General features: G+C 55.9%; 13 protein-coding genes and 1 tRNA gene. 6 read left to right on the top strand and 8 right to left on the bottom strand.

Translation table 11 applies throughout. The features are described from left to right. Position 1: 1 nt before the first annotated feature. The 7 genes from PYL13_RS02565 to PYL13_RS02535 form a co-directional block, all read right to left on the bottom strand. Positions 2-703 (bottom strand): class I SAM-dependent methyltransferase, encoded by a 702-nt coding sequence (locus PYL13_RS02565; protein WP_275640412.1) that lies wholly within the window; start codon positions 701-703, stop codon positions 2-4. 12 nt (positions 704-715) lie between these two features. Then, a complete protein-coding gene (locus tag PYL13_RS02560; RefSeq protein ID WP_250983359.1) occupies positions 716-1969 on the bottom strand; it encodes a DUF711 family protein in 1254 nt (417 codons plus the stop codon). After that, positions 1966-2637: a phosphocholine cytidylyltransferase family protein gene (locus PYL13_RS02555; RefSeq protein WP_275640411.1), complete on the bottom strand. Its 672-nt coding sequence runs from the start codon at positions 2635-2637 to the stop codon at positions 1966-1968. The genes PYL13_RS02560 and PYL13_RS02555 overlap by 4 nt, the downstream gene beginning before the upstream one ends. Then, positions 2634-3017 carry a hypothetical protein gene (locus tag PYL13_RS02550; protein ID WP_275640410.1) on the bottom strand — a complete coding sequence of 128 codons (384 nt, stop codon included), beginning with the start codon at positions 3015-3017 and terminating at the stop codon, positions 2634-2636. Before PYL13_RS02550 ends, PYL13_RS02555 begins: the two co-directional genes overlap by 4 nt. 1 nt (position 3018) lies before the next feature. Further along, positions 3019-3771: an NTP transferase domain-containing protein gene (locus PYL13_RS02545; protein WP_275640409.1), complete on the bottom strand. Its 753-nt coding sequence runs from the start codon at positions 3769-3771 to the stop codon at positions 3019-3021. A gap of 103 nt (positions 3772-3874) precedes the next feature. Further along, the gene (locus PYL13_RS02540) at positions 3875-5455 is read right to left on the bottom strand and encodes a hypothetical protein (protein WP_275640408.1); all 1581 of its coding nucleotides are present in this window, start codon (positions 5453-5455) and stop codon (positions 3875-3877) included. A gap of 132 nt (positions 5456-5587) precedes the next feature. Next, positions 5588-5664 (bottom strand) — tRNA-Arg (locus tag PYL13_RS02535). 409 nt (positions 5665-6073) lie between these two features. Between PYL13_RS02535 and kdpF the strand changes: the two genes are divergently transcribed. From kdpF to PYL13_RS02510, 6 genes are read left to right on the top strand one after another with little or no spacing between them, the layout of a single operon-like run. After that, the gene (kdpF, locus tag PYL13_RS26925) at positions 6074-6160 is read left to right on the top strand and encodes a K(+)-transporting ATPase subunit F (protein WP_368077683.1); all 87 of its coding nucleotides are present in this window, start codon (positions 6074-6076) and stop codon (positions 6158-6160) included. Between the two features lie 17 nt (positions 6161-6177). Further along, positions 6178-7887: a potassium-transporting ATPase subunit KdpA gene (gene kdpA, locus PYL13_RS02530; protein WP_275640407.1), complete on the top strand. Its 1710-nt coding sequence runs from the start codon at positions 6178-6180 to the stop codon at positions 7885-7887. 11 nt (positions 7888-7898) lie between these two features. Then, on the top strand, positions 7899-9935 hold the full coding sequence (kdpB, locus tag PYL13_RS02525) for a potassium-transporting ATPase subunit KdpB (protein ID WP_275640406.1): 2037 nt from the start codon (positions 7899-7901) through the stop codon (positions 9933-9935). A 2-nt stretch (positions 9936-9937) separates the two neighbouring features. Next, positions 9938-10507, top strand: a complete 570-nt coding sequence (gene kdpC / locus PYL13_RS02520; RefSeq protein ID WP_275640405.1) for a potassium-transporting ATPase subunit KdpC — start codon at positions 9938-9940, stop codon at positions 10505-10507. Between the two features lie 8 nt (positions 10508-10515). Beyond that, on the top strand, positions 10516-13200 hold the full coding sequence (locus PYL13_RS02515; RefSeq protein WP_275640404.1) for a sensor histidine kinase: 2685 nt from the start codon (positions 10516-10518) through the stop codon (positions 13198-13200). An 11-nt stretch (positions 13201-13211) separates the two neighbouring features. Then, complete coding sequence (locus PYL13_RS02510) at positions 13212-13907, top strand: response regulator (protein WP_275640403.1); 696 nt, start codon at positions 13212-13214, stop codon at positions 13905-13907. A gap of 117 nt (positions 13908-14024) precedes the next feature. Here PYL13_RS02510 and PYL13_RS02505 read toward each other — a convergent pair whose 3' ends face one another. Further along, on the bottom strand, positions 14025-14510 hold the full coding sequence (locus PYL13_RS02505) for a GlcG/HbpS family heme-binding protein (RefSeq protein WP_275640402.1): 486 nt from the start codon (positions 14508-14510) through the stop codon (positions 14025-14027). Positions 14511-14570 lie beyond the last annotated feature (60 nt).

The following is a 14570-nucleotide window of genomic DNA, read 5'->3' as shown; positions in this document are numbered from 1 at the left end:
TTCAGAAATCCGGCTTGAACTGATAGATGCGCAAACGGGTTTCGGGATATTTATTGAGCGGCGAACCTTCCTCGAACATGTTCTCGTCGCGAACGATGCTGAAACCGGCAGCGGCAAACATGTCGACATATTGCTGGCGTGTACGGTAGGTGGCAGAATAGTTGGACTGAAGATGTTCCGAAAGCCGGTCATTGATCTCATGACGGTTTTCAAGGCCAGTGCCATCGCGCAACAATATCAAAGTATTGGAGTTGCACGCCTTGACGAGATTTTTCATCAACTCATCGGACTGATCGTCGTTGAGATAAACGAAAAGTCCGGAAATGAAGACAATATCATATGTATCGTCTGCCAGAAATTTCTCGGCTGGAGACACGACGAAATCAATATTATCGACGCCCTGACGTACGGCTTCATTGCGACCGATTTCAGCCAGAGGTGCGGAATATTCCACCGCCGTGACGTGCTTGGCGCCACGGGCCGTAAAGCGGAACGTCCACTGACCGACGCCTGCGCCGAGATCAACGATGGACTTGTCTTTTACATCGCCCAGCCAATCGAACACTTTTTGTGTTTCGCGGTCGATCTTGAGTTCAAGATTATTTTTGTCTTGCTCAAGATTGGCGATGCTTTCGAAAGCAACCGACTCGAAAGTCGAGGCTCGATCATCCCAGAAGCGTTTGACTTTGTCCTTGTCGAGCATGTTCAGAGCGCCTTAGCTATTCAGTGAATCAGAGAAACGGGGCGAAAGAAGGCCCAGTGAAGGGGTGGAGGTCGCCAGACTGCGATCATGCGCCTGCAAGCCGACAACGCGACTGTCGCATAGGAAGTCCAGGTTAAACTCCGTGAATTCGTTTGGTGATTTGTTTGGGATAGGCAGAACACGCACACCGAGCGGCTTGTGCAGCGACAAGGCCATCTGCGCGATATCAAGCGTCAGCCCGGCAATTTCCTCAGGGAAGCTGTTGCCGCTGACCGGCACCATATCCACACCGCAACCGCACACCGCCGACAGGGACACCAGCGCATCCATGTTGATGTTGCGGCGGCTATTGGCAGCGGCAAGCGTGTTGTCTTCCATCAGGGAATACATGACGCCGTTGAAACCGACGCTCAGGGCACCGCTGGCGCGCAACGATGCTCTGATGGCATCTGTGAGCACACCGGTGATGAAAACGCTCCCGTGGCTGCCGACAGGCGCGCCCAGCAGATGTTCGATCAGGGCGGCCACAGACATTTCACCATCCGGGAACGGCGCGAAGGACGCATCCAGTCCTTTGTAAACGGTACCAGTTCTTTCGGCGATCTGCAGACCAAGCTGGTTGATCTCACCCAAAGCTTCGCTCAACCGTTCGACCAGACGATCACGGAACACGTTGATTGGTGGCGCAACGCCCAGTTCCTGGACGACAGAAAGAGCGATGCCTGTTGTTTCCAGCGCAAAGCTGAAAGCGATTTCATCACCTTCGTGGCGCGAGAACGGGAAGAATGGCGAGTTGGCCGGCACGCCGCAGGATGCGCCGACCCGGAAATTGTCGAACCCGTTATTGCTCTTGCGGGCAATACGCGTCACCAGAGAGGCGACGTCATTTACCGCCGAGACAGACATCTTATACTCATCGGCGACGATGAGGTTCATAAACAGACGTGGGAAACGGGTAATGATATCCAGTGCCGTAGACAGACGCTGGCGTCTTGGACCTTCCTCAACAAAATCGAACGGCAGGCAGAACCACCGCACATCGGTCTCGGCTGCCAGATTGTCGATCCAGCGAAGGGTGGAGAGAACCGTTCCCTCATTTTCACCTTCGAGACCAACAGCCGGAAGCGTGTAACGTATCGTACGTGGCACCATGTTGGCATCGCCAAGAATTTCTCTGGCCGTTGCAATCAGCGCCTTAGCGCCTTCTTCCAGTTCGGCTGGAGACTTGGCGCCAACCGGTATGCCAACCGTTACAGATCTGATCATTGGTTTCGGCACCGTTCCATGAAGTTGAGATAATCGCCGGGCGTGTTGATCTCGACGAATGGATGATCCTCGACCGCGACAGATGCGACAGGCGCGCCATCACACGGCAAAGTCTGGCCAACGAAGAGGTTGCCGTGGCGTATGCAGAGTTTTTTCCAGCGCTCGAGAAGATCGGAATTGCTGATCTTGAACAGGCCGATTGCCTCGGGGTGGCGCACATTGCGCACCGCGCCCTGATAGGTTTCCTCAACCGTACCATTGTCGCGCAACATGCAGTGGATAGCGGTCAGTGTGCGGTTTTCGCGCGCTTCGGTCAGCACCAGATCGGCCGGTGCAGCATCCAGCTTTTCAATCAGCGGACGATCAAAGAACACATCGCCCGAGACCACGTAAGTGGGGCGCTCATCCAACGCCAGACCAAGGCTCATGGCATTGTTGGTCAAGGCCCAGTCGTAGTTCACGACATAGTCGAGCTGCGGATACTGTTCCATGATCTGAACGGCACGGAAGCCGACAACAACTGTGATCTGTTTGCCAGCGAAGGCTTCAATTGCATGGTCAAGGATCGTCTTGCCGGTCTTTGGATGACGGATCAGGATCTTGGTGTAACCATCAAGCTGATGACCACGACCTGCGGCAAGAATGATTGCACGATCAACACCACTCATCGCAGATCTTCCAGGCTGTAGCTGATGACAGGAACATCAATCGGGAAACGATGCTTCACGGTCTTGTAAGGATAGATATCGCCGCTGAGCGCACGCTCGGTGACCATCTTCCAGTCGAATTCGTATTTGCCCGGGCGCAGGCTCCAGATCTCAACTTCGGCATAGCTGAACTTGACGGCGGGAACGCGCTTGAGACCCAAGGCACGGGCGACCTCCATGCGGTGCTGCCCATCCATGACGAGCGCGTGTTGGTCATCCAGCGCAAGGGGTTTGTTCCAAATCTTTTCGTTCAGAACCTTTTCCTTGAGCCACTCCACGCGGCGCTTGCTGTAGCCTTCGATGTGTTTGAGGCTTTCGACCTCGACGAGTTCGACCTTCACCTTATGCTCCGTGTCCTGCTGTCATTGCTTCAAATTGATGGCTGGCGTTACGGTATGCGGTAACGTCGTTGTAAGAGGCTGCGAAAAATGCGCTGAGGTTAAGCTCGCGACATGGCAGCAGCTCCAGGTTTTCCACCCATGGTGTCATGTAATATTGCGCGATAGTGCGCTGCATGGCTTGCTTGCGGATGTATCTGTCTGCTTGAACCTCGTTCCTGCCGACATAGAGCGTTCCCAGAAGCTTCGACCAGCCCTCGTATTTTGCGTCATATTTAGGGGCATAGACGATATCAGTGACATTGCCACCGGCACCGGTTTTCAGCGTGCCACCGGTCAGTTGCTCGCTGTAGAGGCCGCGCGTCGACCATTCGGATGCCGTGCGAGCACCGCGGAAAATGCGCTGCCAACCGGGCTCCTGCATCACGATATCGGTCTCGACAATCTGGTAGCCATACTGCGGCTGGCGCAAGGCGTCGACGCCAATATCCGTCGAGAGGATATTGGTATCCTCGGCATAACGTTCATTGAATACCGGGCGAACGGCATCGCCATAGGTGGCACGCACAAAGTCTTCGATATCCGTGTTGCGGTATCCGGTCACGATGGTGATATCGCGCGGCTTTGCAGCCACCGCGACATCCAGAATATGCTGCAGCGCAGGTTTGCCTGCCACCGGCAACAGCGATTTATGCGTATCGCCCGTCAGTTCCGATAACCGGCTACCCCGTCCCGCTGCCAGAAAAACGATATTCATACCAAGCTCCAAATTACCGCGTCTGCCCCGTGGTTTCGGGGATCATGAAGCCTGCCATTGCTAGTGCCTCAATCTTTTCCCAGGCTGATCTGCGATTGCCAGTTCAAGCCGCAGCAGATGCCCGTTCTTTTCCAAGCCCTTCGGCAATCGCGTCGACAATAATCAGTGCCGACGGACGCTCATTGGGCAGCATGATGTTTTGCAGGCGAGCGCGCGTCTCATCGCGTTCAAGCGGCTTGCCCGCCGCATAGGCGAGAACGGCGGCTTCAGCTTCTGCAAGTGTGTTGACGCTCTCGGCGCAATCTACAGCCAACTGTCCCAAGGCGTTGAGCTGCACGTGGCGGCGCGAATCGATAAACACCAACGGTTTGTTGAACAACTGATATTCGGTCAGGAACGACAAGCCATCGGTCAGCATCAGATCAGAGGCGGCGAACAGTTCAGCGTACTGGCCCTCGAAGATCGTGCAGTTTGGTAGGGCCTGCCACTGACGCTTGAATTCATCGAGATTGGCCTGCGACACCAGTCCCATGCGCACAACCAGCGCAAATAGTGCCGGGTGCGGTTTTAGAACGAACTGAATGTGCGGTGCACGCTGTGCCCAACGCAACATGTCCATATACATGTTATGGAACACGCCAAATGCCAGCCAGTCATTACCGACCGAGTGATGCGGTGCCCAGATGACGCGGTAGGGGTTTTCCGGTGTATCCGGCAGCGGCCATTGACCGTGCCCTATCGATCTCAGCAAACGCTCATGCTTAGGATAGCCCGAAAGGACGAACTTGCTTGGATCCGAATGCTGGAAACTGAGGAAATAAGACTTGGTCTGTTCCGTTTCGCAGAAAACGCGCCACGCAGAGCGGTGATAGGGCTGGTCAAACGCCATCGGCGAAATGGTTGTCGGCAGCGCTTCGGAGTGGCTGAACTTCTGCACGATCGACATGCCGTAAGGCACGATGCAAAGGCGAGTAAAGGCAAGTTCTGCCGTGCTGAATGCCGGCGGGTAATCACGATCCCAATGCGACTGGCGGAAAATGACATCCGGCGCCAGAAACCGCAATGTTTCCTGTGCTTCGGTAAAGTTCTGCGTGCCAAGGCGAACGTGCTCAATGCCGAGACTGGTCAACGCACGGCTGACAACATCCTCGCCATTATAGCTGTTGTCACCCGGAAAGGCGCGATTGATGCTGACGACAACCGGCTCGAAGCGGTCGTCGGCACGCATGGCACGATAAATGTCGACCTGCGCATCCCAGGATTCAATCATGTGAACAAGAAACACGCTGCGGATCCTGCCGGACGCCACAGGAAGCTTGCGAAGGCTTATCTGCGCCAACTGGCGCAGCACACGGTAATGTTCTGCCGCAGCCTGCTCACTTTTCGTACCGATGTCCTTCAGGCCACCGGCAACCGCTTCCGTCAGCTTGACGCTCGACTGCATCAAATCATTGGTCTTGTAGATGATTGCTTCCGCCGCACTACGCAACTCCTGAACGTTGACCTGCTGACCTTCCAGAGTTTCCTCACGAAACCGCTGAAAAAACTTGATCAGTTCGACCATAATCTCATCATTGACCTGCTGGCGCTCGGAGAGAGACGCAACACTGGTCAGAAGCTCATCGAGCTTATGATTGATTGAATTCAGGGGATCGGAAGAGAGATGGGAAACAGTATTGTCCATTGTGAACTTTCGCCTAGGTGTCGGCGAAATATTTCATCAATGGCTTGTGCCAAACTGACGTGACAATACCAAGCTACAACAGCAGACGCTGATGAAAGGTCGTTCTTAACATATTGAAATTTAAGGAAGAAATGGCGCACCCGAAGAGATTCGAACTCCTGACCCTCAGATTCGTAGTCTGATGCTCTATCCAGCTGAGCTACGGGTGCGTAACGCGAAGACTTGTTTTGCTTGCGTGGCGATCCTCTAAAACGTCCTCTGACTGAATGCAAGCGCTTTTCGTCATAAATTTGCATTTTAAGCCATTATGCGGCGCAAAAACTTTGAAAACTCGGCTGAAAAATTCCTAAAATATATTTAATTACAAAGACTTATACATTTTACCGCCCAGACAAAGATTTAATTGAGCCATAAGAGAGGTCTTTCGTCTTTATCTTTTCCTTATGTCGTGGCGACAAATTCCCAATCGAAACCTGACCTGATGCGGCTCTACCCTTTAGCCATATCAACAGGAGAACCTGACATGTCCGACCTCATCTTTGTGGGAGTGGGCTTTGGCACCCTACTGGCTCTGGCGCTTTATGCCCGCGCCCTCGACAGGCTTTGAAGGGGCATACCATGATTGAAGCCCTTTTCGGCCTTCTCGTCGCTCTCGCCCTCGGCGTTTATCTCGTGGTCACGCTTTTGCGGCCCGAACACTTCTGATTCTACAGGAGATTCTCATGACTATTATCGGGTGGCTGCAAATCAGCCTCCTTTTCCTCGCCGTGCTTATCACCATCAAACCCCTTGGCCTGTACATGGCTCGGGTCTTTTCAGGTGAGCGCACCGTTCTGTCATCGATATTCGGCCCGCTGGAACGCGGTCTCTACACCACCGCCGGGGTTAACCCCAGCAGGGAACAGGGATGGCTTGGCTATACGCTGTCCATGCTTGTGTTCTCGATCGCAGGTTTTGTGGTGCTTTACGCAATCTTGAGAGGCCAGGCCTATCTGCCGCTCAACAGCCAGGGTTTTGCCGGCATGGCCCCTGATCTTGCCTTTAACACCGCCGTTTCCTTTGTTACCAATACCAACTGGCAGAACTATGCTGGTGAAACCACGCTCAGCCATTTCAGCCAGATGGCCGGTTTGACGGTACAGAACTTTCTTTCTGCCGCCACCGGCATGGCGCTTGCCATGGCGCTGACACGAGCCTTCATCCGGTCCAAGGTATCGACGCTTGGCAACTTCTGGGTCGATATGACCCGGGCCACTCTCTACATATTGTTGCCTATCGCCGTGCTGGTTGCGATTGCTTTTGTTGCCATGGGTCTGCCGCAGACGCTTCAGGCCGCTGTCAATGCCACGACGCTCGAAGGTACCCAGCAGGTTATCTCGCTGGGTCCGGTCGCATCGCAGGAAGCGATCAAGCAACTTGGCACCAATGGCGGCGGGTTCTTTAATGCCAATGCCGCGCATCCATTTGAAAACCCGACCACCTACGCCAACTACCTGAACATGTTCGCGATGCTGTCGATTTCTGCAGCGCTGGTTTACACCTTCGGGCAGATGGTCGGGAACCGCCGTCAAGGCTGGGCGCTGATATCGGCCATGGCGGTGCTGTTGATCGCAGGGGTTACCGTCACCTACTGGGCGGAAGCGCAGGGCAACCCGATTATGACCGCCCTTGGCGTTGACCCCTCTCTCGGTAATATGGAAGGCAAGGAAGTCCGTTTCGGACAGGCCATGACGGCGCTGTATGCCGCCGTGACAACCGGCCTGTCTGACGGTGGCGTAAACGGCATGCATGGCTCGTTCACCGGACTTGGCGGATTGGTGCCAATGTTCCTGATCCAGCTTGGTGAAGTGTTGCCCGGCGGTGTTGGCTCCGGTCTTTACGGAATGCTGGTTTTTGCCATTCTCTCGGTTTTTGTGGCTGGCCTGATGGTGGGTCGTACACCAGAGTTTTTGGGTAAAAAGATCGAAAGCCGGGAAATGAAATTTGCCATGCTGGCAGTGCTGATACTGCCCCTGGTCATTCTCGGTTTCACCGCCGTGTCAGCCATGTTGCCCTTTGCGGTGGCAAGTGTCGGAACCGCAGGTCCGCACGGACTTTCGGAAATTCTCTACGCCTACACGTCGGCAACCGGCAACAATGGCTCGGCGTTCGGTGGCCTCAGCGGCAATACCGTCTGGTACAATACGACCCTGGGAATCGCCATGTTGCTTGGTCGTTTTGCCTATGTCGTGCCGGTCATGGCCATTGCCGGATCGTTGGTCAGCAAAGTCAAAGTGCCAGCATCGTCAGGCACATTTCCGACCAATGGCCCGCTGTTTGTGTGCCTGCTGGTCGGCATCATCCTCATTCTCGGTGGTCTGCAGTTTTTCCCTGCGCTCGCACTCGGCCCTGTTGTCGAGCACCTTGCGATGCTTGCCAACCAGAGCTTCTAAAGGAATACATCATGTCAAAGGACCATAAAGCTCCTGGACTTTTCGACCCTGCCATTGTGCTGCCAGCGATGCGCGACGCTTTTATCAAGCTCGACCCACGTCAGTTGGTGCGCAATCCGGTGATCTTTGTAACCGAGGTGGTTGCGCTGGTGGTGACCCTGCTGTTCCTGCGTGACGTTGGCTACAACCCCTCCCAGGCAACTTTCTCCGGCCAGATCGCCGCATGGCTGTGGTTTACGGTACTGTTTGCCACATTTGCGGAATCAGTTGCTGAAGGCCGAGGCCGGGCCCAAGCCGACAGTCTCAAAAAGACCAAATCCGAACTGGTTGCCCGCAGATTGTTGTCGTCAGGCAAAACGGAAACCGTGCCTGCCACGAACCTCAAAGTTGGCGATATCGTCGTCGTTTCTGCCGGGGAGCTTATTCCCGGCGATGGCGATGTGATTGAAGGTGTGGCATCCGTCAATGAAAGTGCAATAACGGGTGAATCTGCGCCGGTCATCCGTGAGTCCGGTGGTGATCGCTCTGCTGTCACCGGTGGTACACAGGTACTGTCGGATGAAATCCGCATCCGGATTGGCGTTGCTCCCGGCTCCAGTTTTGTCGATCGCATGATTGCGTTGATCGAAGGCGCCAAACGCCAGAAAACACCAAACGAGATTGCGCTTTCCATTCTACTTTCGGGCCTGACGCTGATCTTCCTGTTCGTGTGTGTCGCCATCTGGGGCCTGGCGGGTTACTCCGGCACAGTGCTGTCGGTTACCGTACTTGCCGCACTGCTTGTGACGCTGATCCCAACCACCATTGGCGGCCTTCTGTCGGCTATTGGCATTGCCGGCATGGACCGCCTGGTGCGCTTCAATGTCATTGCCACCTCCGGCCGTGCGGTGGAAGCTGCAGGAGATGTCGACACGCTGCTGTTGGACAAGACCGGCACCATCACCTTCGGCAACCGTATGGCCAGCGATTTTCTTGCCGCTCCCGGTGTCAGCCAGACCGAGCTGGCAGAGGCTGCGCTTATGGCCAGCCTTTCTGATGAAACACCGGAAGGCCGCTCCATCGTGGCCCTTGCGAAAGGTGAATTTGGTATTGCCACGCCAAACAGCACATTTGACAATATCATCCACTTCTCTGCGGAAACGCGCCTGTCCGGTGTCGATATCGGCCAGCGCCGGTTGCGCAAGGGAGCTGTTGATTCCGTCCTCAAATTTGCAGGCGTGAGCGAGGACGCAGCCCCCGCAGCATTTCGCCAGTCCGTGGATGCCATTGCGCGCAGCGGTGGAACGCCACTGGCCGTGACAGACGGGCAACGTTTGCTTGGTGCCATCCACCTCAAGGATGTCGTTAAACCCGGGATCAAAGAACGGTTTGCCGCCTTGCGTGCCATGGGCATCCGCACCGTGATGGTCACTGGCGACAACCCGGTGACTGCGGCGGCCATTGCCTCCGAGGCCGGTGTCGATGACTATCTTGCGCAAGCAACGCCGGAAGATAAACTTTCCTATATCCGCCGCGAGCAGGAAGGTGGTCGTCTCATCGCCATGTGTGGCGACGGTACCAATGATGCGCCAGCACTGGCGCAGGCCGATGTCGGCGTGGCCATGCAGACTGGCACCCAGGCGGCGCGTGAAGCAGCCAACATGGTTGATCTCGATTCCAGCCCGACCAAGCTGATTGAAATCGTAGAGATCGGCAAACAGCTGCTGATGACCCGTGGGTCGCTGACCACCTTTTCCATTGCCAATGACGTGGCGAAATATTTCGCCATTATCCCGGCCTTGTTTGTCGTGACATATCCAGCACTCGGTGCGTTGAACATCATGCAGCTGGCGTCGCCACAGTCGGCCATTCTGTCGGCGGTGATCTTCAACGCGCTGATTATCATTGCGCTTATTCCGCTTGCGCTGCGGGGCATCAGCTATCGTCCGGCTAGTGCCGCCGTGCTGCTGCGCCGCAATCTGCTGATCTACGGCTTTGGCGGTCTTCTCCTGCCCTTTGCTGGCATCAAGATCATCGATCTCACCATTACAGCTCTCCATCTGGTGTAACCATGTTGAACCATATTCGCCCTGCCCTGACATTGCTGTTTGCCTTGACGGCACTTACCGGTCTTGCCTACCCGCTTGCCATTACCGGCATTGCGCAAGCCATTTTCCCTGGTGAGGCCAATGGCAGTCTTATCGAACACAACGGAACGATTGTCGGCTCAAAGCTGATCGGCCAGAATTTTTCCTCTGACAAATATTTCTGGCCACGTCCTTCTGCGACTGGACCGGATGCCTATAATGCGGCAGCCTCTTCCGGCTCCAATCTCGGCACCACGTCCATCAAACTGCGTGACCGCGTTGCTGCAGATGTTGAAAAACTCAAAATTGCCGACATAGGCACGCCAGTACCGGCAGATGCTGTCACGACCTCCGGGTCGGGCCTCGACCCCCACATCTCGGTGGACTATGCCCGCGCACAGATCGAGCGTGTTGCCAAGGCACGTGGTTTACCGCCACAAACCGTGGCGGATCTCGTCACCACACATCTGAAAGGTCGTGATCTTGGTTTCATCGGCGAACCGCGTGTAACTGTGCTAGACATCAATATGGCGCTCGATTCCCTGAAACCGTGAGGCACCGCATGGCGGATACTGACCGCAACCCTGTGCGCAGACCAGATCCGGATGCCTTGCTTGCCCTTGCGGAGAAAGAACGCAGGGGCAAGCTGACCGTTTTTCTGGGTGCCGCACCCGGCGTCGGCAAGACCTACGCCATGTTGTCGCGAGCGCGGCGGCTGAAGGCCGACGGTTGTGATATCATGGTGGGGCTGGTGGAAACCCATGGCCGGAGTGAAACAGCCGCCCTGATCGATGGGCTCGAGATCCTGCCGCGTATCCGGGTTGCTCATCGTGGCCGCATGCTGGAAGAGTTTGACCTGGACGCAGCTCTTTCGCGTCGGCCACGCATTGTTATTGTCGATGAGCTGGCCCACTCCAACCCGGATGGCAGCCGGCACCCCAAACGCTACCAGGATATTGAAGAGCTGATTGCTGCCGGCATCGATGTCTGGACGGCAATGAACATCCAGCATCTGGAAAGCCTTGCCGATCTGGTGGCGCAGATTACAGGCGTGACCGTGCGGGAGCGTGTACCTGACACAGTGCTGAAACGGGCCGACGATGTTCTGCTGGTCGACTTGCCACCAACAGAACTGATTGAGCGTTTAAAGGAGGGCAAAGTCTATCTGCCCGATAGCGCAAGCCGGGCGGTGGATCGCTTTTTCCGCTTAGGAAACCTGACGGCATTGCGTGAACTGGCGCTGCGCCGAACCGCCGACCGCGTTGACGACCAGATGGTTGATTATCTCAGGCAAAATGCCATTGAGGGACCTTGGGCCACCGGCGAAAGGTTGATTGTCTGCATCGGCCCCGATGATCTCTCGGAAAAGGTCATTCGCGTCGCCAGCCGTCTGGCATCCGGTCTCAATGCGCCATGGATCGTGGTGTCTGTCGAACGCGCCGACCGAGAGGTCAGCAGTGCCGAACATTTCCAGCGCATGGAGGCACTGTTCAGACTGGCTGAACAGCTGGGCGCTGAGACACAACACATTATCGGTAGCGACTTTGTAGAAGAAATCCTCAAATGCGCTCGTAGGGAACATGCAACGCAAATCGTCATCGGCACCGGGCAACTTCGCGGTTGGGTCAAATTTGGGGCGCAATCACTGCATGAAGCATTATCACGGCGCGCCGCAGGGCTTGGCATCCATCTGGTGACACCGGAACGCAGCGAAAAACGCGATCGGAAATTGCGTTTCCGGTTGCCAAATTTGGTGGCGCTGCGGCAATCAGCACTGTTTGCCATTGGCTTTACGCTGATAACGACGGCAAGCGCGCTGATTATTGACCGTTTTATCGACCTGCCCAACATATCTTTGTTATTTCTGCTCGCGGTGCTTGGCGCGTCGGTGACGGGCGGCTACATGGCGGCATTTCTCGCCGCGCTGATGTGCACGCTGGCTTACAATTTTTTCTTCATCGACCCGTTCCGGACCTTCACCATTTCCACGCCGCATGAAGTGTTTGCGCTGTTCATATTTCTGGCGGTAGCGATGATTGCCGGTGGTTTTGCCTCTCGTATCAAGGAACAGGCCTCCGTCGCGCGCGTGCGGGCCACGGCCTTGCAGTCGCTCTACGATTTTTCACGCAAACTTTCGACGACAGCCAAGGCCGATGACGCCATCTGGCTGGCGGTGTCGCAGTTGCAGGCCAGCCTCAAGCGCAATGTCGTTTTGTTGCTGCCCGACAACAGCGACGTCAAGGTTGCTGCCGCATGGCCCCCGGACACGGAACTGGACATCACCGATCTGACCGCAGCCCGCTGGAGCCACGACAAACAGGAAACCGCAGGCCACGGCACCGGCACGCTGCCCAACAGTCGTTTCGAGTTCCGTCCCTTGCGAGGACCACATGGCGTGGTTGGCGTGTGCGGTGTCGAGCAAATTAGTGAGCGTCTCCATATCAATGAGGAACGTGCGCTCTCGGCCATTCTCGACCAGACAGCAATCGCCCTGGATCGCGCCCGGCTTGCAGAAGAAAGCGTGACGCAGGCGGCCAAGCTGGAGGGTGAGAAATACCGTGAAGCGCTGTTGTCTTCGATATCGCATGACCTGAAAACGCCGCTTGCCACCATCACCGGTGCGGTGACCAGCCTGAGGGAACTGGGCGACAAAATGCCGCCGGAAAGTCGCGAGGATCTTCTGCAATCCATTGATGAGGAAGGCAGCAGAATGAGCCGTTTTGTGGCCAACCTTCTCGACATGACCCGTATTGAGGCCGGGAATCTCAAACCGCGTCATGACTGGATTGATGTTTCCGACGTGGTGCATGCCTCCGCCGAACGTATCCGCAAATATTTCCCCGATCGCGTGATCGAAACCGGCATTGCCGCAGACCTTCCTCTGATCGAAGGCGACAGCGTTTTGCTGGGGCAGGTTCTATTCAACCTTTTGGACAATGCGGTAAAATATGGCGGCAAGGAACCGGTCTACATCTATGCCCGGCGTGATGGAGACGACGTTCTGGTGTCGGTAACTGACCATGGCAAGGGAATTCCACCAGAGGATCTGGACCGGGTGTTTGAGAAATTCTACCGTCGTGGAAAACCGGACGGACGCGCCGCTGGTACTGGTTTGGGGCTATCCATTGCGCGCGGTTTCGTGGAAGCTATGGGCGGCCATATCCATGCCGAAAGCCCAGCCGTGAAGAAAAAAGGAACACGCATTGTCATGCGTTTTCCGGCGGCCAAACACAAGAAAGTCTACTGACCGAGATGACCGTGACGATTGCCAATATCCTTGTTGTCGACGACGAACCGCAGATACAGCGTTTCCTGAAACCGGCACTGATGGCGGCAGGCTACAGTGTCATTGAAGCCGGGACCGGAGCGGACGCCCTAAAGGCGGCGGCAACGGCCGCCCCTGACCTGATCATTCTCGATCTTGGATTGCCAGATATGGATGGCAAAGAAGTGGTTGCTAGTCTGCGTGGCTGGTCGGATATTCCGATCATCATTCTTTCTGCCCGCGACCGCGAAAATGAGAAGATTGCAGCACTTGATCTCGGTGCTGACGACTATGTCGAAAAGCCCTTTGGTATCGGCGAATTGACGGCCCGTATTCGCAATGCACTGCGCCACCGCGGCCAGAAGGCGGACGCCATGCCTTCGGTTTTCGAGGCGGATGGTCTGCTACTGGATGTGGTGAAACGGACCGTGTCACGCGGTGATCAGCCCATAAGGCTGACGCCAAAGGAATACGACCTGCTGACCCTGCTCGCCCGCCATGCCGGGCGGGTGGTGACCCACAAGACGCTGCTGACCTCCGTCTGGGGACCGGCCCATAGCGACGACCTGCATTACCTGCGGGTGTTCATTGGCCAACTGCGCCAAAAAATCGAACAGAACCCGGTCAATCCGGCGATTATCAGGACCGAACCCGGTGTGGGTTATCGGTTGGTTGCAGATCAGGAATAATTCCTGGCCGCGACTTGGGAGTGACAGATTGCCAACGACATTTGGCGCTTCAAACCCAAGTTCGAAGCGCCATGCGAGCGCCGCCGGGGACGAGGCAGCATTGCTGTTCAGACCTGATTACTTCAGCTGAGCCTGGACCTTGCTGATGGCGGCAACGGCGCAGGCTTCATCGAACTGGCCGCCTGGAGCACCACCAACACCAATTGCGCCAATGGTTGCGTTGCCAACCTTGATCGGCATGCCGCCGGCCAGAACCAGAAAACCGTCGATCGAGGCAAGTTCAGCAGCGGTTGGGTTCTTGGCAATGTTTTCTGCCATTGCGCTGGTTGGCATGCGGGATGACGACGAAGTGTAGGCCTTCTGGCGCGCCGCTTCCGGGGTGTGGGAACCAGCATTGTCAGCCCGCAAAAGCGCACGAAGTACACCGGCGCGGTCAACAACAGCAGCAGAAACATTGTAACCCTCAGCCGAGCAGGCTGCGACAGCTTCGCGTGCAATGGTGCTGGCCAGTTCCATCGAGATATTCTTTTCTTCGAGAACTTGGGCGGAAGCAACCGAGGTCAATACGGCGGCAGCGGTAGCGGCGAGAAGAATGCGCTTCATAGTCGGGTCTCCTTAAAACCATGTCTCGAAAGCTGCTTGCTTTCTGACGCCGGTTTTAAC

The organism is Agrobacterium sp. Azo12, from assembly GCF_029193765.2.
In the GTDB taxonomy this organism is placed as follows: Bacteria; Pseudomonadota; Alphaproteobacteria; order Rhizobiales; family Rhizobiaceae; genus Agrobacterium.
This window is presented reverse-complemented; position numbering and strand designations above follow the sequence as displayed.

What these genes read in the sequence shown, in the direction of transcription:
- PYL13_RS02565 (WP_275640412.1), bottom strand. Translation starts at nt 703, where the DNA reads ATGCTCGACAAGGACAAAGTCAAACGCTTCTGGGATGATCGAGCCTCG.
- PYL13_RS02560 (WP_250983359.1), bottom strand. Translation starts at nt 1,969, where the DNA reads ATGATCAGATCTGTAACGGTTGGCATACCGGTTGGCGCCAAGTCTCCA.
- PYL13_RS02555 (WP_275640411.1), bottom strand. Translation starts at nt 2,637, where the DNA reads ATGAGTGGTGTTGATCGTGCAATCATTCTTGCCGCAGGTCGTGGTCAT.
- PYL13_RS02545 (WP_275640409.1), bottom strand. Translation starts at nt 3,771, where the DNA reads ATGAATATCGTTTTTCTGGCAGCGGGACGGGGTAGCCGGTTATCGGAA.
- PYL13_RS02540 (WP_275640408.1), bottom strand. Translation starts at nt 5,455, where the DNA reads ATGGACAATACTGTTTCCCATCTCTCTTCCGATCCCCTGAATTCAATC.
- kdpF (WP_368077683.1), top strand. Translation starts at nt 6,074, where the DNA reads ATGATTGAAGCCCTTTTCGGCCTTCTCGTCGCTCTCGCCCTCGGCGTT.
- kdpA (WP_275640407.1), top strand. Translation starts at nt 6,178, where the DNA reads ATGACTATTATCGGGTGGCTGCAAATCAGCCTCCTTTTCCTCGCCGTG.
- kdpB (WP_275640406.1), top strand. Translation starts at nt 7,899, where the DNA reads ATGTCAAAGGACCATAAAGCTCCTGGACTTTTCGACCCTGCCATTGTG.
- kdpC (WP_275640405.1), top strand. Translation starts at nt 9,938, where the DNA reads ATGTTGAACCATATTCGCCCTGCCCTGACATTGCTGTTTGCCTTGACG.
- PYL13_RS02515 (WP_275640404.1), top strand. Translation starts at nt 10,516, where the DNA reads ATGGCGGATACTGACCGCAACCCTGTGCGCAGACCAGATCCGGATGCC.
- PYL13_RS02505 (WP_275640402.1), bottom strand. Translation starts at nt 14,510, where the DNA reads ATGAAGCGCATTCTTCTCGCCGCTACCGCTGCCGCCGTATTGACCTCG.